This window comes from Pseudomonas sp. 1 R 17, assembly GCF_900067035.1.
Classification (GTDB): domain Bacteria; phylum Pseudomonadota; class Gammaproteobacteria; order Pseudomonadales; family Pseudomonadaceae; genus Aquipseudomonas; species Aquipseudomonas marginalis.
The window spans coordinates 75,460-95,085 of record NZ_FKLB01000065.1; the positions used below are offsets into that span (position 1 = coordinate 75,460).

Below are 19,626 nucleotides of genomic sequence, written 5' to 3' on the forward strand. Positions count from 1 at the left end.
GCCGCCGCAATGGGCCATCCTTGGCCCAGTGCGGCTAACCCGGCGTCCTGCCGGGTTACCCACGCTCCAAAGCCTGCGTTCGGCCAGCGTGTTTAACGGGGCGATCCCAGATCAAAAACAAAGCGAGGCGGCCTTAAAGCCGACCTGATCTTTGAAGCGTACGCGGTGTGGCTTCTACTTCCTTAATCGCTGACGAAGTCAGCAATCTTTTGATCTGCTCTGGCTCTGGCTCTGGCTCTGGCTTTTGATCTTGATCTCAGGCGCCCCGTTAAACACGCTGGCCGAACGCAGGCTTGAATCCGTGGGTAACCCGGCAGGACGCCGGGTTAGCCGTCCTGGGCCAAGGATGGCCCATGACGGCGGCCCACGGATTCAAGCCGGAGTGAGGGAACACCGAGCCTAAGCGAGGTGCCGAGTGTTGGGGCAAGAGCCCTTTTGGTTACTTTTGGGGCTCTTTTCCAAAAGTGACCCGCTGTAAGAGCGGAACCATAAGCAGCCGTGACCGCAGCAACGGATATGTACTCGGTCAAATCCAGCGCATGGTCGGCCCGAAGGCCGCCACGGAAGCAACCACCCTCACCACTCGGCACCTCGCCCAGGCTCGGTGTGCCCGTCACCCGGTGAGTGCAGCAACGCTTTGGCGCCGTCCGGGCCATACCAGGCGTACCCGTAGTAGCGGTTGGTGAGGTTTTTCAGTTGCAGGTCAACCCTGACGACCGAGCGCGGTGTTGGCAGCGCAACAGCGGTTCAATAAAGTGTTCGATTGTCCTGGTCGTGAAGGGTGACCGGTACAGCGCCAACCCTCGAATTTGAGGGCTTCCAGGCTTGGCATGAATTGTGTTGTGACCCGATTGGCGCTGACCCGACAACGGGAGGGAAACCTCACCTTTCATAAGAAACCACACCCATGCACAACGTCTTGCATCGCACAGTCATCGCCAGCCTGCTGGCACTCGGCGCCTTGGGCGGGCCGGTTGCCCAGGCCGCCAACGATCAACAGTTCATCCCGCTGGCCACCTACCGGGTCGGCGCCTACGCTTCCAGCGGCATTCCGTGGTGGGCGGGGGAGATTGATTACTTCCGCTACATCAACGAAGTCGAAGGCGGCGTGAACGGCGTCAAGCTGGTCTGGCAGGAGTGCGAGACCGAGTGGAAGACCGACCGCATCATCGAATGCTATGAGCGCTACAAAGCCGGTCTCGGCGGCGCACCCACCGGGTTCTTCTTCACCCACAGCACACCGGCCTCCTATGCGCTGATGGACCGTGCCGCCTTTGACCACATCCCGCTGATCGATGGCGCCGGCGGGCGTACCGAATCCACCGATGGCCGCGTGTTTCCCTACGCGTTCCCGTTGTTGCTTAACTACTACGGCCAGGCGTCGGTGGGCATCAACTACATCGCCCAGCGCGAAGGCGGCCTGGACAAGCTCAAGGGCAAGAAGATCGTCACCGTCTATCACGACTCCGCCTACGGCCGCGAAACCCAGGCAGCCATGCAATTGCTGGCGCAAAAATACGGGTTCGAGAACATCCAGATCCCCGTGGCCGACCCCGGCAACGAGCAGTCGACCCAGTGGCGCCAGGTGCGGCAGATCAACCCGGACTGGGTGTTCCTGCGCACCTGGGGCGTGTCCACCCCCGTCGGCATCAAGACCGCCGTGCGCTTTGGCATCCCCGTGGACCGCCTGATCGGTGATGTCTGGGCCGGCTCCGAAGCCGACGTGATACCCGCCGGCACCGCCGCTAAAGGCTACCAGGCGTTGGCGCCGTTCCCCGGTGGCGACAGTTTCGACATCCATAAAAAGCTCAGGCAGTTCATCCTCGATCCCGGCAAGAGCAACCTCAAGGACCCCAGCTACTTCGGCAAGGTCTACTACAACATCGGCCTGATCAACGCCGCGATTGCCGTCGAAGCGCTGCGCACCGGCCAGGCCAAATTCGGCAACCGCGCGCTGAACGGCGAGGAAACCCGCTGGGCGTTCGAGCACCTGGACATCGACGCCGCGCGCCTCAAGGCCATGGGCTTCGAAGGTCTGCTGGCACCGTTGAAGCTGTCCTGCGCCGACCACGAAGGTGGCGGCTCCGCCCGGGTGCAGCAGTGGGATGGGCAAAAATGGGTGCTGGTGACCGACTGGCTGCAGGCCGATCGCGCCACCTTGCGTCCGTTGATCGAAGCCAAGTCCGCCGCGTATGCCCAGGAGAAGGGCATCGTGGCGCGTGATTGCTCGGCACAGTAAACCTCAGGCGGCGCTTGCCGTAAGTTGCCGGCCAGGGATGGCGGCAATCAGTTCGCGGGTGTAGTCGCTGGCCGGCTGGTTGAAGATCTGCGCGACCGAGCCTTGCTCAACCACGCGGCCATTGCGCAGCACCAGCACCTCATGGGCGAAGTTGGCCACCACTGACAAGTCGTGGGACACCAGCACATAGGCAATGCCCATCTCCCGTTGCAGCTCTTCCAGCAGGTCGAGGATGCGCGCCTGCACCGACACGTCGAGGGCGCTGACCGGTTCATCCAGCAACAGCAGGTCGGGTTTCAACGCCAAGGCCCTGGCGATGGCGACCCGTTGGCACTGCCCACCCGACAGTTCACGGGGCAGACGATCCAGAAAGCTCACCGGCAGGTGCACGCGGCTGATCAACGCCCGCGCTGCCTGCTCCAGGGCGGCGCCCTTGAGCAAGCCAAACGACACCAGCGGCTCCACAATGCTGTCGAATACCGTGAAGCGCGGGTCCAGCGCCGCGAAGGGGTTTTGTTGCACCAGTTGCAGGCGTTGGCGCAACGGGCGGAAGTCGCGCCAGCTCAGGTCGGTGACGTCTTGCTGCTCGAACCGCACCCGGCCCTGGGTCGGCTTTTCCAGGCCCAGGGCGATACGCAGCGCGGTGCTCTTGCCCGAGCCGGACTCGCCGACGATGGCCAGGGTTTGGCCGGGGTAGACCTCCAGGCTCAGATCCTCCAGGGCCACGAAGGTCGAGGGCTCGCCCTTGACCTTGGGCAGGGCAAACGTCTTGCCGACGTTGTGCAGGCTCAGGATCGGCTCACGTCCCAGGTCGAGGTTGAGCAACGGTTCACGCCGCCTGGCGAAGGCGGGTGCGGCGGCGATCAGCGCGCGGGTGTAGTCGTGGCTGGGGTGCGCGAGGATCTGCCGTGGCGGACCTTGCTCTACCACTTCACCCTGTTGCATCACCAGGATGCGGTCGGCACGGTCGAGCGCCACGCCCAGGTCATGGGTGATGATCAGCAGGGAAATGCCGCGTTCACTGACCAGGCGCTGCAAGTGGTCGAGGATCTTGCGCTGCACGGTCACGTCGAGGGCGCTGGTGGGCTCGTCGGCGATGATCAGGCGCGGGTTGCCGGCCAGGGCGATGGCGATCAGCACGCGCTGGCGCATGCCGCCGGAGAGTTCATGGGGATACTGGCGTGCGCGAAGTACCGGCTTGTCGATGCCCACCTGTTGCAGCAGCTCGACAATGTCGGCGTCGACAGCGGGGTAGCGTTTGCCCTTGGCGAGTACCAGCGCCTCGGCGATTTGCTGGCCGATGCGCAATGTGGGGTTGAGGCTGACCATCGGGTCCTGGGGCACCAGGCCGATGGTGCGCCCACGCAGCTTGCGTTTCTGCCGTTCGCTGGCGTGGGTCAGGTTGTGGCCATCCACCCACAGTTCACCGGCGCCGATCTGCGCATTCTCGGGCAGCAGGCCTAGGATGGCGTTAGCCAGGGTGGATTTGCCCGAGCCGGACTCGCCGACAATCGCCACGGTCTCGCCCTGGGTGAGTGAAAACGACAGGCTGCGCACCGCCGGATTGAGCTGGCCGCCGGAACGGTAGTCGACACTCAGTTGGCGCACATCGATTAAAAGCGGCTGGGTGCTCATCGCTGGATCTCCTCGAACGTGCGGGCGATATGGTTGAGGCTGAACACCACGGCCACCAGGAACAGGCCAGGCAACAAGGACACCCACGGTGCAGTGATCAGGAAGTGGCGGCCGTTGGCTATCAAGGTGCCCCATTCCGCCGCCGGTGGGGCGGCGCCGAAACCGAGAAAACTCAAGCCTGCGGTGGCGAGGATCGCGGCGCCGAAATCCAGGGTCGCCAGCACGGCTACCGGGCCCCAGGCGTTGGGCAGGATGTGCCGCAACAACGTGCGGCCCCAACTGGCACCGCCCAGGCGAGCGGCTTCGACATAGGGCAGGGTTTTCACCCGCAGCACTTCGGCACGGGTGGTGCGGGCAAAGCCGGGAATGATGCCAATGCCCACGGCAATCGCCACGGGTACCGTACCGAAGCCAATGGCCGTGACAATCGCCAGGGCCAGCAACAGGCCGGGCAGGGCCAGCAGCACATCGACAAAGCGCATGATCAGGGCATCGATACGGCCACCGGCAAACCCGGACAAAATGCCCAGCCCCAACCCGCCCACCAGGGCGATGCCGACCGCCAGGGAGGCGGCCAGCACTGACAGGCTGGCGCCGTAGACCACGCGGGTGAACAGGTCGCGGCCCAGCTCATCGGTGCCGAACCAGTGGGTCAGGTTGGGGGCGCTGAGTTTGGCGGCGGGCGCGGTGGCGTAAGGGTCGAAGCTGCTCAGCAACTGCGGCGTCACGGCGGCGACCAGCGAGAACAGCACCACCAGCACCGCCAGGCTGAACCCTGGGCGGCGCAGCAATGGCAGGAGTGTCGCCGTTGCGCGTTGTAAGGGGCTGCGGCGGCGCCAGAGTGGTTCGCTGCGGATCAGTTTCCGGGTAAGCGTGGTCATGGTCTAGGACACCTTGGGCGTGTGGGAGATGCGCGGGTCGAGCCAGGGGTAAAGCAGGTCCACCAGCAGGTTCACCAGGACAAATGCCGCCGCCGAGACCGCGACGATGGCCAGCACCACCGGAATGTCCTGGCGCAGCACCGCTTCCTGGGCCAGGCGGCCGATGCCGGAGCGAGCGAAGATGGTTTCCACCAGCACCGCGCCGGACACGGTGTTACCCACCTGCAGGCCGATCAGGGTGAGGATCGGCAGCGCGGCGTTCCTGAACCCGTGGCGCGCCTGCACCTGGCCCCGGCTCAAGCCCTTGGCGTACGCAGTGAGGATATAGGCCTCTTTCCACACGCCCTGGAAGCTGCGTTGCAGCACCTGGGCGTACACCGCTGCGCTGGGAATCGCCAGGGTGATCGCCGGCAGCACCAGGCTTTCAACCCCGCGGCTGCCAGTGGCGGGAAACCAACCCAGGCCAAACGCAAACACCTGGATCAACAGCAACCCCATCCAGAACACCGGCACCGAAAAGCCCAGGGACGGCAAGCGCGCCAATGCCTTTTTCAACGGTTGCCAGCGGATATACGCGGTGAGGTAAGCCAGGCCGATACCGCCGAGCAGCGAGAGCACAATCGCCAGGCCGGCCAGGGAAAGGGTCTGGGGAAGGCGTTCGGCGAGCAATTCGGCCACCGGGCGATTGAGTGACAGCGACTGCCCGAAGTCCCCGCGCAATGCCCCCAGCAGCAGGTCGATATATTGCTCGAACAGGCCTTTGTCCAAGCCGTAGTAGGCGCGCGCCTTGGCCAGGTCTTCCACCGACAGGGCGTCGGCTTCCATGCCGGACGCGCTGAGCATGATCGACAAGGTATCGCCCGGCAGCAGATAAAGGATGAAGTAGGTGATGCTATAGGCCCCCCATAGCACCAGCAGCGCCTGGCCGACCCGGCCGATCAGGTAGCGGCTCATGGCGTGCCGACCTCGATATCGCCCAGCAGCGCGAAGCCTTCGGCGGTCCAGCGGAAGTTTTTCACCTTGGGCGACGTCGCGGCCTGCCACACGCGCTCATACACCGGGAACGCCGAGCCCTCGTCGATCAGCAGGTCCTGCAGGTCGCCGTAGGCTGCCGCCCTTTGAGCGCTTTGGGTGGCGGTGATGCCGGCGTCAAACAGGCCCTTGGCGCGCTCAAGCACCTGCGGCTCAAAGATGTTCGTCGCTACGGTTGAGCTGTTGGCAGTACGTGGATCAAGGATGGTTTGCAGGATGATCGGATCGGCGCGGGTCATGTAGCTGATCGTCAGGTCGTAGTTGCCGGCGGAGTTGTTGGCGACCCATTCGGCACGCGTTACCACGCTGAGTTTTACCTCAATGCCGACTTTGCGCAGTTGGTCCTGCAGCAGCACATCGCCGGCGGTCTCGGCCTGCATGACGTTGTAGTTCAGGCTCAGGCGCTTACCGTCCTTCTGCCGATAGCCGTCTGCGCCTTTGGCCCAGCCGGCAGCGTCCAACAGGCGCTCGGCGCCCACCGGGTCATAGGCGAGCTTGGCGCCCTGGCTCTTGAAGTAAGGCGTGGTCACATCAAAGATGCCGTCTACCACCGCGAACTCGTCGTTGTAGACGGTACTCGCGTAGCTCTTGCGGTCGATGGCTTTCTGCACGGCGAGACGCACCTGTTTATCGGCCAATACGCGACTGCCACGGGTGTTGGGCAACAGGTTCAGGGAGGGCCCCGGCAGCGAGCGGCTCTGGATGGTGGCGCCCTTGGATTGGAACAGTTTCAGGTCGACTTCCGAGAACGGGTTGCGGGGCCACAGGATGTCGGCCTTGCCTTGCAGGAACAGGCCGTTACGCACGCTTTCCTCGGGGATGTAGGTGACGTCCACCGCATCCAGGTGCGCTTCGCCCTGGTTTTTCATATTGGCCGACGCCCAGGCGTAACCCTTGCGCTTGGTCAGGTGCGCGCCGACTTCCGGGGTGTAGCTGGCCAATACGAACGGGCCGGTGCCGATGATCTTGCCGAGTGAGCGTTCCTTGACGCTCAGCGCGTAGGAGGCCGGCGCGAGGATGGCCAGGTTGGTCGTGGAGGTCGCCTGCAGGAAGCCCGCATTGGGTTTGGCGAGCACCAGCTTGACGGTCAAGTCATCGACCACTTCGGCGTGATCAAAGCCTGCCAGGTACGTCGCGCCGAAGGTGGCCGGCAGCTCGGTCGCCAGTGCCTTGTTGCTGTCAAACGCGGTTTTCACGGCCTTGGCATCGAAGCGTTCGCCGTTGCTGAAGGTGACGTTGTCGCGCAGGTGGAAGGTGTAGGTCAACGCGTCGTCACTGACTTCCCAGCTTTTCGCCAGCCAGGGAATGATCCTGCCGGTCTGCGGGTCCTGGTCGGTGAGGGATTCGGCGATATTGCGCAGCAGCACCCGGTGTTCGAGCCAGTAGACCTGGAACGGATCAATGCTGACCAGGATGGTGTTGTCGCCAAAGAAGGCGATGTTCAGGGTCTTGCCGGCCTGGCTGTCACTGCCCGCAGGTGAGCAGGCGGCCAGGCTTAACATCAGGACGCAAGGGGCCAATAGACGGCTCATCAAGTTGGAGGTGTTCAATGGGATGCCCTCGTATGGCGATTGGCTTAGAAGTCGTAGGCCAGCTTGGTGTACCAGTAGCCACCGCCGGGGTAGAACGGCGGGTTACCGTAGGGCGCCAGGCCCAGGTTGCTGTAGACGGCGTGCCGGTCGGGGCGCACGTCGAAGATGTTGGTGCCGCCGATGCTGACGGTGATCTGGTCGACGAAGGTGTAGCTGACGTCCAGGTCGGTGATCCATTTCGCACCGAAGCTGCGGTCGCCGGAGGGGTTTACCGCCAGGGTCTTGACCGCACCGTAGCGGCTGGTTTGCAGGTTCACTGCGAGGTCCTCGACCTTCCAGTTGGCGCCCAGGATCCATTTGGTCTTGGGCGAGGCTTGCGTGAGATCGCCTTCGCGGTCGCGGCCCACCAGGGTGACGCCGGAGTTGGCCAGCGCACTCGGGGTGTCCCGTGTGCCTTCGATAGTGGTCTTGTTCCAGTTGAAGCCCAGGCTCCAGCGCACATCGCCCCAGGCATCCAGCGGCGTGGTGTGGTCGGCGACCACGTCCAGGCCACGGGTGCGGGTATCGAAGGCGTTGGTGTAGTAGTTGACCCAGGTCCCCGAGGGCACGCCTTGGGCGGTGAGGATGCCGTTGATCACGCCGTTGCCCTGATCGTAGATATTGCTGGTCAGGGCGATGCGGTCGTCGATGTCGATCAGGTAAGCGTCGGCGGTGATGCTGGTGCGCGGTGCCGGCTGCCAGGTCAAGCCCAGCCCGAGGTTGCGTGACTTTTCCGGCTTGAGGTCATCGCCACCCAAGGCCTTGGCCAGGTTGCTGCCCGACGGGGTCAGGCGGGTCACGGCGGGCACCACGTTGCCGTTCACGTCGACGGCCACCCGGTTGTCGGCCACGGTGTAGCCGATCTGGGTCAGGGATGGCGCCCGGAAGCCGGTGCCGACGGTGCCGCGCACGGCGACGCTGTCGGTCAACTCGTAGCGCGAATTCACTTTGAGGCCGAAGGTGTTGCCCGAGTCGTCATCGTAATGTTCGATGCGCCCGGCGACGTCGAGAAACCAGCGTTCGGTCAGGTCGAAGCCCAGGTCCAGGTAGCCGGCGTAGTTGTTGCGGATCAGGCTGACTTCATCCTCCGGGCGAATCGTCACCGCCGCCTGTGCGCCCGATGCCGCCGGGTAGGTGCCGGTGATATAGGCCTCGGGGTCACCGGCGAAGGTGCTGAAATGTTCCCAGCGATGCTCCAGGCCGGCCGACACTTGCACCGGCGAGGTCAGGTTGAACAGGCTGTCGTAGCGGCGAGTAAAGTCCAGGTTGTTCACCCACTGCTCGAAACGGAAGGTGGCCAGGTTGTCGAACTTGGTCGGCGACGCGGTGCCCAGGGACGGGTTGATATTCAGGTCGCTGGAATGGTGGACGTTGTTGCGTCCGTAGGTGGTGCTCAGGTCCCAGTTCCACTCGGCCGCCTGGCCCTTGCCGCCGAACAGCAGTTGGTAGTCGCGGTCCTTGATGTTGTTCAGCGGGTAGTAGCCGTCGGGGAACACCTCGGGCACGGCGGCCCGGCCGGTCGGCAGGCGGAAGTAGTTGGCGGCCTCGGCATCGCGCTCGCCGTAGGTTGAGAACGAGTAGAGCGTCAGGTCTTCCAGGGGCAGTTCGGTGTTGTAGGCGAGGTTGAAGGCCTTCAGGTCGGGGTCGCCGTTCTTGATTGCCACGCGGTCCCAGGCCGCTTCCCTGGCCGGGTCGTTGAAGGCGCGTACGCTGCTGTCGGCCTTGTCGTTCCACGCGGCCTCGCCGCGTTTGCGGGCGTCGGCGGAGAGGTGGAAAAAGCCGCCGTCGCCCAGCTTGAAACCCTGGTCGCCGGCCACCTTGATCGTCTCACCCTGGCCGGAAAACAACTGGCCGTAGCTGGTTTCCAGATGCCCGCCGCTGTTGCCGGTCTTGAGGATGATATTGATCACCCCGGCCACGGCATCGGAACCGTACTGGGCCGCCGCGCTGTCTTTAAGCACCTCGATGTGGTCCACCGAACTGACCGGGATCAGGTCGATGTCCACCGCATTGGCGCCGCTGTTGTCGATCGACCCGCGCTGGCCGGTGGCGCCGTTGTGCCGGCGTTTGCCGTTGACCAACACCAGGGTATAGGCCGGGCCGAGGCTGCGGTTGCTCAGCGGACGCGTCACCGAGTTGTAGCCGGCGATATTGGTGCCGAAGTTGAACGACGGCAGCAGCTTGGCAATCGCCTCGGACAACTCGGCGCGCCCGGTCTTGAGCAACTGTTCGCTGTTGATCACGTCAATCGGTGCCGGGCTGTCGGCCACGGTGCGTTGCTGGCCACGCAAACCGGTGGAGATCACGGTCACCGTATCGAGCTTGGCCTCGTCGGCGGCGGCTTCGGCGAAGGAGGGCGCGCCGGCCAGCAGCAGGGAACTGGTCAGCAGTGACAGGTGGAATCTTCTGCGGGGTAGGGGGGCGGCGATGTCTGGCATGTCGGGAAGGGTCCATGTAAGCCTGCTGAAGGCTCCTGGTGATCGGGGGTACGTCCTCCGCCAGGCATGGGGTCGGTGTGTGGAATGAAGATATCCCTATAAAAAACCGTGGGGAAAGTCTTTTTTGGAATAAGCTAATTATTAGATATTGTTATCTTGTAAATTTATAAGATCATCTATTTTTATTATGTGTAGGGCCTTGGCGTGGGTTGAGTGTTCGACATCCAAAACATCGACGTGGGGTGGCATGCCTGAGGTCGGCGTGAGGATTCCCTGCGGCTGAACGTAAATCTTTAGTCTGGCTGGCGCCGGCCGTAAATGAGACTACGATAGTCTCCATCAAGTGCCGGGCAACGCTATCCATAGGGTGTTGTTTTTGTGGGCACCCGTTGGGCATACATTCAATTGACTGGTTCGGTTACCGGCTTCGCCAGATACCCAGGCTTTTATGGGCCGAACCAGCAACAACTTTTGAAGTATTTACGGTGGGGTCTTCATCGTAAGCGTGGACGTATGCAGGAGCGGTAATGGCAGTCAAGGAAGTGCTGCAAACCCTTAAAGGCGTATTTGCCTGCCTGTCGGGTGCGGTTGTGGTCCTGGATCGATCTGCACGGGTCGTGTTGGGCAACCCTGCGTTTTCAACGTTGCAGTGTCAGAACGGCGTCTCTCCTGAGGCAAACACCGAGTTTCTCTCCTTGCTGCGCCCGCAGGACAGCCAGCTTTTTTATGCGGCGCTGGAAAAGGCCGATGGGCAATCCCGGGTGTGTTTCGAGGCGACCGCGAGGCAGTCCGGCCGGTTGAACCTGTCGATGACACCGTGGCGCGACGACTATTTTATTGTTGAAATCCTTCCCCTGCCTGGGCCCCCAACCGCGCATTCCCACAGCGAGCGCTTCTCCGAGATCCCCCTTGAAGCCATTTTCGATTCCTCCGGCACTGGCTTGGCCCTCGTGTCACTGGACGGTCGTTGGCTGAGGGCCAATAGCGTCATTTGCAGGCTGCTTGGCTACAGCGAGGCACAGCTGCAAAACACCACGTTCATGGCCTTGACCCACCCCGAAGACCGCGAAGTGGGCAAGCAGCTGATAGAAGAGTTGAAGGGCGGTGCACGGCAGGGCGCTACCTTGCATAAACGCTACATCCACCACGACGGCCAGGTTGTCTGGGTGCGCCTGACCGTGGGGCTGGTGCGGGACGACCAGGGGCAGCCGATCTGTTTTGTCTCCCAACTGGAAGACATCACCGAGAACTGGCAGCTTCGCGAAACCTTGCTGGGCAGCGAGCTGAAATTCCTCACCCTGGCGGAGAATTCCCCCAACATCATTGTTCGCTACGATCGCAACCTGTTGCGTACGTACGTCAACCCGACGTTCCTGCTCTTGACCGGCATGTCTTATGACGAGGCCATAGGCGCCAGCCCCAGGGAGCAGCCCGGCGATTACCTCGACTATCTGCGTCATGTGGCATCCACAGGCGAGACCGCTCAATTCCTCAACAGTTGGCCGGCCGGCCCCGGTGGTGAAGCGGTGAGTTGTGTCGTCAGCCTGATGGCTGAACGCAGCCCATCCGGTGAGGTGGCAGGCGTGCTGGCACTGGCCCACGACATCACTGAGTTGCGCAAACAGCAAGTGCTTGAGGACGCACGTCTGCGCATCTTCGAAACAATGGCCACGGGCGCCTCACTGGACGAAACCCTGGGGTTGCTGGTGAGCTATCTTCAACTGGCCTTGCCTCACTGTTCCTGTGGCGTAGTGCTTGCTGAACCGCAAAGCCTCGATTCGTCGGTATCCAAGCCTTCTTCCGCCTGCTGGTACGAGCCCATCCTCGACAATCAGGGGCAGACCCTTGGGGCTTTCGCGTTGTCGCGCTCGCCCGGCTCTGCGCTGGATGAGAGCGACCTGCAGCGCGTGCGCCAGACCTGCCACATTGCCGCGATTGCCATTGAACGCTGGCGCTCCGAATCCTTGCTCAGGGAGCGCGAGCGCCGCTACCGGGATATTTTCGACCATACCCTGGACATGTTGTGCCTGCTGGAAGCAGCGCCACGGGGTGAGCTGCGCTGTGTCGAGGTCAATCCGGCCCTGTTGCAGGTACTTGGGAAACCCCATGGCGAGGTTATTGGCGAGGCGCTGGCGTCGATCTTTGGCCGGCTCAACGCGGAAAGAATCCAGGCCCTCCATGACCAATGCAGGGCCGCCGGACGGGTGGTGGAGTCTGAGGAGAGCATGGTGCTGCGCAACGAAGTGCGCAACCTGCACTTTACCCTGGTGCCGGTGGCCGACTCGGGCAGCGTGGGCCTGCGGGTGTTGGTGATCGGTCGTGATGTGACCCATTTGACCCGGGCCCGACAGAAAGAACTGGAACGCCAGCACGACATCAACGCCCTGGTGGAAAACAGCCCGGACGCCGTCGCGCGCTTGAGTGTTCTCGGCGAGGTGCTTTACGTCAATGCGCAGTTGCGAAAATGGGTGGGCGGGGCCTGGCCGGAACTGATGGGCATGCCCATGGATGAAGTGGTGCCCCTGAACGCCCAGTCCCAGCTTTTTCGAGAATTGGTGGCCCAGGTGATTCGCCAGAATAAAGCCACGGAACAGGAGTTCTTATTGTCGGGTTTGAAAACCGCGCCCAAGGTGGTGTTGATCCACTTTGTTCCCGAGGTCGACGGCCAGCGCGTCGTCAGCGTGCTGGCCGTCGGGCGCGATATTTCCAAGCTGCGCGCGGCGGAGCGGCGCCTGGCCAATTCCAACGCACAATTACGCGACCTGTCGACCCGCCGGGAAACGGCGCGGGAAGAGGAGCGCAAACTGATTGCCAGGGAGATCCATGACGAACTGGGCCAGCACCTGACGGCGCTGCGCATGGGCATCTCGTTGCTGAGGTTTCAGTTCGGCGCCGATACGCCTGAGCTCACCCCTCAGGTCGAGCGCTTGATGGGGCTGACCGACAAGACCATCCAGGTCGTGCGCAATGTGTCCACGAGCCTGCGCCCCTCCGCGCTGAACCTGGGGCTGGTGTCCGGTCTTGAATGGCTGACAGCCGAATTCGTCACCCTGACCCAGGTTCCCTGTGCGTTGAACCTGCCGCTGATTCCCCTGACCCTTCCGGATACCCACGTGACCGCAGCGTTTCGCATCGTGCAGGAATCGCTGACCAATATCGCGCGTTATGCCCAAGCGACGCAGGTCAGCGTCACCCTGAGCCCGCAGGAGACGCACTGGGTGCTCGAGGTCCAGGATAACGGCAAGGGCTTTGACCCCGATGCCGTCGGCCGCCAGACCCTGGGCTTGGCCGGCATGCGTGAGCGCGGCCTGATGCTGGGCGGCAAAGTGATCATTTTCAGTCATCCTGGGCAGGGCACTACGGTCCAGGCGTTCATTCCGATGCACAAGGATAGGTATTGATGATTCGCATGCTGATCGCCGATGACCACACCATCATGCGCGAAGGACTCAAGCAACTATTCTCGCTGGTCGCCGACGTGCAGGTGGTGGCCGAAGCCGAGAGTGGCACGCAACTGATCGAACTGTTGCGCCAAGTCGAGATCGACCTGTTGCTGCTCGACATGAATATGCCGGGTATCAGCGGCGAGATTCTGATTGCGCGCCTGCATACCCAATACCCGAAACTGCCGATTCTGGTGTTGAGCATGCATAACGAAATCCATATCGCGCAACGGGCATTACGCGCCGGTGCACTTGGCTACCTGACCAAGGACCGCGATCCCGAAACCCTGTTGGTCGCGATGCGTCGAGTGGTCAGTGGCCAACGCTACCTGGACCCCGGGCTGGCGGAACAGATCGCGCTGCAAAGCAGTGGCTTGAAGCAGCAGACCTTTGTCGAGAGTTTGTCCGATCGCGAGTTCCAGATCCTGCGCCTGCTGGCGCACGGTATGAGCGTCAACCAGATCGCCGAGCAGTTGGTCATCAGTAACAAGACGGTCAGCACCCACAAGACCCGGCTGATGGAAAAAATGGGGTTTTCCTCCACCGCAGACATTGTGCGCTTCGCCATGACCCTGGGTATTTCGTGAAGCGTGTACGGGGGTAGGGATTTTCCTAGGCGGTTTTCCAGGATCCCTACCCCAGAATAGGGATGCTCCGATGGTTGCAGTGCCATTATCGGGCCAGTATCTCTTTCAAGCAGTCGAATGGCCGGTCAGGTCGTGACGACATGCCTTGACAGGGAGACAAACCGTGAGCGCACCGACACCACCCCCTTCCGCTGCTTTGACCCTGTTTCCGGTTGCGTTCGCGGGTCTGCTGGGCGGGCTTGCGATTGCCTGGAGCGAGCGCTTCAGCATGGTGTCGCTGGCCGCTGGTGGCGCCTTGTTTACGTTGTGTATCGGCATGGGCCTGTGGGCAAACAGCAGGTGCCGGGCGCAGTGGCGTGGCCTGCAACAGCAGCTCGATCAACCGGCATCCATTGCTCCGACGCTGGCCGTCGATAACGGCCTGGCACAGGTGTGCGTCAGCGTGCTGCCGATCTGGTCGCGGCAGATAGAAGCGGCGCGTTCGATCAGTGAAACCTCGATTCTCAGCCTCAGCGAGCGTTTTGGCGCGCTGTCATCCAACATCAGCCACAGCGTCTCCAGCAATGGCGGCCAGGACGCTTCGCAACAATTGGTCGACTTGCTGGAGGTGGGCCAGGCCGACCTCAACTCCATCGTCGTGGCGCTGCGCGCCGCGCTCACCAATAAGGAGAATGAGCTCAAGGAAGTCATGCAACTCTCGGGCTTCACCGAGCAGCTTCAGCAGATGGCCAAGTTCGTCGGCGACATCGCCAGTCAAACCAACCTGCTTGCCCTCAACGCGGCTATCGAAGCTGCGCGAGCCGGGGAGGCGGGGCGAGGGTTTGCGGTGGTCGCCGATGAAGTGCGCAAGTTGTCGAGCATGTCCGGCGAGACCGGGCGCAAGATCAGCGAAACCGTGATCACCGTCAACGCCGCCATCGCCCGTACGGTGCAGATGTCCCGCCACCACGCCGAACAAGACACCCTGACCCTCGCCGATTCGGAGCGCGTGGTGTCGGAGGTTATCGAACATTTTCGCGCAACCGCCCAGACCATTGTGCGCAACAGCCATGACCTGCAGCAGCAGAGCGCCAACGTCGCCGACGAGATTGCCCAGGTGCTGGTTGCCCTGCAGTTCCAGGACCGCGTCAGCCAGATGTTGACCTTGATTACCCGCGACCTCGACAAGTTGCAGCAGCAGTTGGACGAACGTCATGAGTCGAGCCTCAGCGGACAGTCCCTGGCGCCAATGAGCAGTGACCGTTGGCTGCAGGAGCTGTCAACGGCCTACACCATGCCGGAGCAGCACGCCATTCATGGCGGTAAAGCGCCTGCCCAGGCCGCTGCCAACGAAATCACGTTTTTCTAGAGGAGTTTTTCCGATGAGCAAAACCATTCTGATCGTCGACGACTCGGCCTCCATCCGCCAGGTGGTGAGCATCACCCTCAAAGGCGCCGGTTACGACGTGATCGAAGGCTGTGATGGCAAAGACGCCCTGAGCAAACTGGACGGCCGCAAAATCCACCTGATTGTCAGCGACGTGAACATGCCCAACATGGATGGCCTCAGTTTCGTCAAGGCCGCCAAGCTGTTGCCGGCCTACAAGTTTACGCCGGTCATCATGCTGACCACCGAAGCCAGCGATGCGATGAAGCAGCAAGGCCAGGCTTCCGGTGCCAAGGCCTGGATGGTCAAGCCCTTCCAGCCTGCGCAAATGCTGACTGCCGTCTCCAAGTTGATCCTGCCATAGCGATGACCAGCGACCGCTGGCCAGGAGGTTTGCATGAAAAGCTCCGTCCCGATGCTACGTCGAATCCAGGTCATGGAGGGCCCCTTGACGATCTACACGGCTGCCGAGCAAAAGGACGTGCTGTTGTCGTTGTTTCCCCTGGCCCATGAAGTCGAGTTGGACCTGTCCAGTGTCGATGAACTCGACAGTGCCGGTTTGCAGCTGTTGATCCTCATCAAGCGCGAGTCTCTCAAGGAGGGCACCCAGCTGTTGCTGAGCAACCCCAGTTCGACGGTGAGCGAAGCCTTTCGCCTCAGCGGCCTTGACGACTACTTCACCAATGCGAGTTTCACCCAGTCGGTCGGAGCGTAAGCGTATGAACATGGATGACGTGCTGCAGACGTTCATTGCCGAAAGTCGCGAGCTTCTGTTGCAAATGGAAGATGCGCTGCTGCAGATCGAGAAGTCGCCCCAGGACCTGGACACCATCAACGGCCTGTTCCGCGTGGCCCACACCATCAAGGGGTCGGCCGGCCTGTTTGGCTTGATGCCGATCGTTGAGTTCACCCATGTCGCCGAAAGCGTGCTGGACCGGGTGCGCAGCCTGGAAGTGCGCGTCGACGAGGCGTTGAGTGCGTTGTTCCTCGACGCCCGTGACCATATCGGCCAATTGATCGACCTGCTGGCCGAGGACGGCAACCTGGATCGCCTGGACGAACCGGTGCGGGCTCAGGGTCAAGCGCTCATTGAGCGGCTGTCGCTGTATCTGGACGCGGCGGTCTCGACCCCGGCGCCGGCCCTTCAAGCGCCGGCGCCGGCGGATGAGCCAGGCGCCAGTCCCGGCCATTGGCATTTGTCGCTGCGCTTTGGCCCGGATGTGTTGCGCAATGGCATGGACCCCTTGGCGTTCCTGCGTTATCTGAGCACGCTGGGGCGTTTGCTGCACACCGTTACCTTGTTCGATGGGTTGCCGCCCATGACCGCCATGGACCCGGAAACCAACTACCTCGGGTTTGAACTCGCACTGGCCAGCGACGCGTCCCTGGAGGTCATCGACGGCGCCTTTGATTTTGTCCGCGAGGACGCGCTGGTTCGCATCCTTGCGCCGAATGCCACGGTGCAGGCGTGTCGGACCCATCTCGACGAGTTGCCGGAAGACAACGCCGCGCTGATTGAGCTGCTGGTGCGTTGCGGCACACTGACCGAGGCCCAGGCCTTGCTCGTGACCCAGGACGCCGAGCAGGCACCGGTCGAAACGCGCAGCGAGCCTGATGTCCAGGATTCGACAACGCCGCCGGTCAAGGCCGGCAAAAGCGCGGCGAGTAACGAAGGCAACCTGATTCGGGTCGATGCCGCCAAGCTGGACCAACTGATCAACCTGGTCGGCGAGCTGATCATTGCCGGTGCCGGCGCCAACCTGGTGGCGGTACGCAGTGGGATTGGCGAGATGATCGAAGCCACCAGCCTGTTATCGCGGCTGGTCGAGGAAGTACGCGACTCGGCGCTGACCCTGCGCATGGTGCAGATCGGCGCAACCTTCACGCGGTTCCAGCGGGTGGTGCGGGACGTCTCAAAAGAGTTGGGCAAGGACATCGTGCTGCACATCGGCGGCGGTGAGACCGAGCTGGACAAGACCGTCGTCGAACGCATTGGCGACCCGCTGACCCATTTGGTGCGCAATGCCATGGACCACGGCATCGAGCCTGCGTCGACGCGCCTCCAGCGGGGCAAGCCGGCCCAGGGCACGGTACGCCTGAATGCCTATCACGAATCCGGCAGCATCGTGATCGAGGTGTCCGACGACGGCGGTGGCCTGGCCAAGGACAAGATCCTGGCCAAGGCCCGTGAGCGTGGTTTGGTGGGAGAGGGCCAGCAGCCGTCGGACAAAGACATTCTGAATCTGATCTTCGAGCCGGGATTCTCCACGGCCGACCAGGTCAGCAACCTGTCCGGGCGTGGCGTAGGCATGGACGTCGTGAAGCGCAATATCACGGCGTTGCGCGGCAGCGTCAGTCTCGAGAGCGAAGTCGGACAGGGCACCACGGTGCGCATCCGCCTGCCGCTGACGCTGGCGATCATTGACGGTTTCCTGATCGGGGTGGGCAAGGCTTCTTACGTGATTCCGCTGAACATGGTGGAGGAGTGTATCGAGCTGGCCCCTCAGCGGGGCACCGAAACCGGCTACCTGGACCTGCGGGGCGAGGTGCTGCCAATCCTGCGGCTACGCGACATGTTTGATGTGCAAGAGCCTGGAGGCAACCGGGAAAACGTGGTCGTCGTGCAATACGCAGGCTTGCGTGCCGGCCTGGTGGTCGATCGCCTGCAGGGGGAGTTCCAAACCGTGATCAAGCCACTGGGCAAAGTGTTTGGTGATGCCCATGGGCTGGGCGGGTTCACCATCCTCGGAAGTGGAGCCGTTGCGCTGATCCTGGATATCCCGAATTTGCTAGGACAGGTTGCCAAGGAAACCCCACATCGTTCGATCCCAAGCCCTTTATCGACTCATTGAAGCGTCATCAGGAGTGCCTCGCCATGACTGTTATTAGAAATATCATGTTGCTGGTTTTCACAGCCATGCTGGGTGTCTGCGTGTTGGGTGGCACCAGCCTGTACCTGGCCGGTGAAATCAATACGAGCGCCAGCTATGCCAACGTCAACACGGTGCCCAGCCTGCTGGAGATCGACCGCGCCGCCGCGGCCTTCACCGACCTGCACGCCTTGCAATGGCAACGCTTGAACGAGACCGACAAAACCAGCGTGCCGGCTTACGCGGCCAGCGTGGCGCAGGATTTCAGTGCCGTAGGCAAAGCCCTGGATCGCTATCAGGCCGAGTTGACCTCCGACGAGCACGATACGGCGTTGTTGAAACAACTGCGCGGCCACTTGGCTGAGTTTGCGGCGTTGCAGACGCACTTCGACAAGCTCATCGATGACGGTGACCAGGCCTCGGCCCGTGCATTGATCGAGACGAGCCAGCCCCTGCAGACCGCCGTGCTCACGGCGATCGGCGAGCTGCGTGAATACAACCTGGAACTGGGGCGCAAGGGCCAGGTGCTTGCCACCACCACCGAGAAGAACGCACGCACCCTCATCCTGCTGGTGAGCGGCCTGACCCTGGTGGCTACCCTGCTGATCGGTGTCTTGCTGGGGCGCAATGTGATGCGCCGGCTCGGGGCGGAACCTACCGTGGTGCAAGCCTATGCGGCACGTCTATCGGCTGGCGAGTTGAATGCCAAGGCAACGCTCAAGGCGGGAGACACCACCAGCCTGATGGCGAGCATGCAGCAGTTGGGCGCGAACCTGCATGAATTGATCGTGGAGATGGACCGTATGTCCAGTGAACACGACAAGGGCGAGATCGATGCACAGATCGATGCCGGCCGTTTTCATGGCAGTTACCGCTCCATGGCCCAGGGCATCAACGATATGGTCAACGGCCACATCGCGGTGAAGAAAAAAGCCATGGCCTGCATACGCGCCTTCGGTAACGGTGATCTGTCTGCGCCCCTGGAACAATTCCCCGGCAAAAAAGCCTTTATCAACGACAACATTGAGCTGTTGCGCACCAACATCCTGGCGCTGATCAATCAAATGCAGCACATGTCCAGCGAGCATGAAAAAGGTGACATTGACGTGATGATTGACGTCGAGGGCTTCTCGGGTTCGTACCGGGATATCGGCCAGGGCATCAATGACATGGTCAACGGCCATATCAACGTGAAGAAAAAGGCCATGGCCTGTATTCGCGCGTTCGGCGAAGGGGATTTGTCCGCGCCTCTGGAGCGTTTCCCCGGCAAGAAAGCCTTCATCAATGAAAACGTCGAGCAACTGCGCGCCAATATCCTGGCCCTTGTGGAAGATACCAGCGAGATCAGCGACAGTGCGCTGATCGGCAAGCTGGACACCCGCCCTGACGCCGCCCGGCACCAGGGCGACTTCCGCCGCATCATCCTCGGTATCAACGGTTCTCTGGACGCGATCATCGTACCGATCACCGAGGCCATGGAGGTGCTGTCGGCGATGGCCGCCGGCGACCTGACCCGCAGCATTACCGGCGACTACCAGGGCAAGTTCCTGGAGCTGAAGCACTC

Annotated in this window: 12 protein-coding genes and 1 pseudogene; 8 read left to right on the top strand and 5 right to left on the bottom strand. The window is 62.2% G+C overall.

Annotated elements, in window-relative coordinates:
- Window positions 1-907: 907 nt before the first annotated feature.
- Entirely contained in the window at window positions 908-2,239 is a 1,332-nt protein-coding gene (locus BFP99_RS27550) for an ABC transporter substrate-binding protein (RefSeq protein ID WP_065948693.1), read from the top strand.
- A gap of 3 nt (window positions 2,240-2,242) precedes the next feature.
- On the opposite strand, the gene BFP99_RS27555 is transcribed toward BFP99_RS27550, so the two are convergent.
- The 5 genes from BFP99_RS27555 to BFP99_RS27575 are packed head-to-tail and all read right to left on the bottom strand — an operon-like array spanning window position 2,243 to window position 9,796.
- Window positions 2,243-3,874: a dipeptide ABC transporter ATP-binding protein gene (locus tag BFP99_RS27555; RefSeq protein WP_065927720.1), complete on the bottom strand. Its 1,632-nt coding sequence runs from the start codon at window positions 3,872-3,874 to the stop codon at window positions 2,243-2,245.
- The gene (locus BFP99_RS27560; protein WP_065927719.1) at window positions 3,871-4,755 is read right to left on the bottom strand and encodes an ABC transporter permease; all 885 of its coding nucleotides are present in this window, start codon (window positions 4,753-4,755) and stop codon (window positions 3,871-3,873) included. Before BFP99_RS27560 ends, BFP99_RS27555 begins: the two co-directional genes overlap by 4 nt.
- 3 nt (window positions 4,756-4,758) lie before the next feature.
- Window positions 4,759-5,709, bottom strand: a complete 951-nt coding sequence (locus BFP99_RS27565) for an ABC transporter permease (protein WP_065927718.1) — start codon at window positions 5,707-5,709, stop codon at window positions 4,759-4,761.
- Window positions 5,706-7,319 (bottom strand): ABC transporter substrate-binding protein, encoded by a 1,614-nt coding sequence (locus BFP99_RS27570; protein WP_065948694.1) that lies wholly within the window; start codon window positions 7,317-7,319, stop codon window positions 5,706-5,708. The genes BFP99_RS27565 and BFP99_RS27570 overlap by 4 nt, the downstream gene beginning before the upstream one ends.
- A 44-nt stretch (window positions 7,320-7,363) precedes the next feature.
- Window positions 7,364-9,796 (bottom strand): TonB-dependent receptor plug domain-containing protein, encoded by a 2,433-nt coding sequence (locus tag BFP99_RS27575; RefSeq protein WP_065948695.1) that lies wholly within the window; start codon window positions 9,794-9,796, stop codon window positions 7,364-7,366.
- A 527-nt stretch (window positions 9,797-10,323) separates the two neighbouring features.
- Here BFP99_RS27575 and BFP99_RS27580 point away from each other — a divergent pair.
- The 7 genes and pseudogenes from BFP99_RS27580 to BFP99_RS33810 form a co-directional block, all read left to right on the top strand.
- Complete coding sequence (locus BFP99_RS27580) at window positions 10,324-13,197, top strand: PAS domain-containing sensor histidine kinase (RefSeq protein WP_065948696.1); 2,874 nt, start codon at window positions 10,324-10,326, stop codon at window positions 13,195-13,197.
- Window positions 13,197-13,826: a response regulator gene (locus tag BFP99_RS27585; RefSeq protein WP_065927714.1), complete on the top strand. Its 630-nt coding sequence runs from the start codon at window positions 13,197-13,199 to the stop codon at window positions 13,824-13,826. Before BFP99_RS27580 ends, BFP99_RS27585 begins: the two co-directional genes overlap by 1 nt.
- Window positions 13,827-14,142: 316 nt before the next feature.
- Entirely contained in the window at window positions 14,143-15,174 is a 1,032-nt protein-coding gene (locus BFP99_RS27590) for a methyl-accepting chemotaxis protein (RefSeq protein ID WP_256098235.1), read from the top strand.
- 13 nt (window positions 15,175-15,187) lie between these two features.
- Window positions 15,188-15,556, top strand: a complete 369-nt coding sequence (locus BFP99_RS27595; protein ID WP_027605685.1) for a response regulator — start codon at window positions 15,188-15,190, stop codon at window positions 15,554-15,556.
- Between the two features lie 33 nt (window positions 15,557-15,589).
- A complete protein-coding gene (locus BFP99_RS27600; RefSeq protein WP_065927713.1) occupies window positions 15,590-15,907 on the top strand; it encodes an STAS domain-containing protein in 318 nt (105 codons plus the stop codon).
- Window positions 15,908-15,911: 4 nt separating this feature from the next.
- Entirely contained in the window at window positions 15,912-18,044 is a 2,133-nt protein-coding gene (locus BFP99_RS27605) for a chemotaxis protein CheA (RefSeq protein ID WP_065948697.1), read from the top strand.
- Between the two features lie 23 nt (window positions 18,045-18,067).
- Window positions 18,068-19,585, top strand: a pseudogene (locus BFP99_RS33810) (MCP four helix bundle domain-containing protein); the annotation flags it as partial.
- Between the last annotated feature and the right edge of the window lie 41 nt (window positions 19,586-19,626).

What these genes read in the sequence shown, in the direction of transcription:
- BFP99_RS27575 (WP_065948695.1), bottom strand. Translation starts at nt 9,796, where the DNA reads ATGCCAGACATCGCCGCCCCCCTACCCCGCAGAAGATTCCACCTGTCA.
- BFP99_RS27550 (WP_065948693.1), top strand. Translation starts at nt 908, where the DNA reads ATGCACAACGTCTTGCATCGCACAGTCATCGCCAGCCTGCTGGCACTC.
- BFP99_RS27560 (WP_065927719.1), bottom strand. Translation starts at nt 4,755, where the DNA reads ATGACCACGCTTACCCGGAAACTGATCCGCAGCGAACCACTCTGGCGC.
- BFP99_RS27590 (WP_256098235.1), top strand. Translation starts at nt 14,143, where the DNA reads ATGGGCCTGTGGGCAAACAGCAGGTGCCGGGCGCAGTGGCGTGGCCTG.
- BFP99_RS27580 (WP_065948696.1), top strand. Translation starts at nt 10,324, where the DNA reads ATGGCAGTCAAGGAAGTGCTGCAAACCCTTAAAGGCGTATTTGCCTGC.
- BFP99_RS27585 (WP_065927714.1), top strand. Translation starts at nt 13,197, where the DNA reads ATGATTCGCATGCTGATCGCCGATGACCACACCATCATGCGCGAAGGA.
- BFP99_RS27555 (WP_065927720.1), bottom strand. Translation starts at nt 3,874, where the DNA reads ATGAGCACCCAGCCGCTTTTAATCGATGTGCGCCAACTGAGTGTCGAC.
- BFP99_RS27600 (WP_065927713.1), top strand. Translation starts at nt 15,590, where the DNA reads ATGAAAAGCTCCGTCCCGATGCTACGTCGAATCCAGGTCATGGAGGGC.
- BFP99_RS27595 (WP_027605685.1), top strand. Translation starts at nt 15,188, where the DNA reads ATGAGCAAAACCATTCTGATCGTCGACGACTCGGCCTCCATCCGCCAG.
- BFP99_RS27570 (WP_065948694.1), bottom strand. Translation starts at nt 7,319, where the DNA reads ATGAGCCGTCTATTGGCCCCTTGCGTCCTGATGTTAAGCCTGGCCGCC.
- BFP99_RS27605 (WP_065948697.1), top strand. Translation starts at nt 15,912, where the DNA reads ATGAACATGGATGACGTGCTGCAGACGTTCATTGCCGAAAGTCGCGAG.
- BFP99_RS27565 (WP_065927718.1), bottom strand. Translation starts at nt 5,709, where the DNA reads ATGAGCCGCTACCTGATCGGCCGGGTCGGCCAGGCGCTGCTGGTGCTA.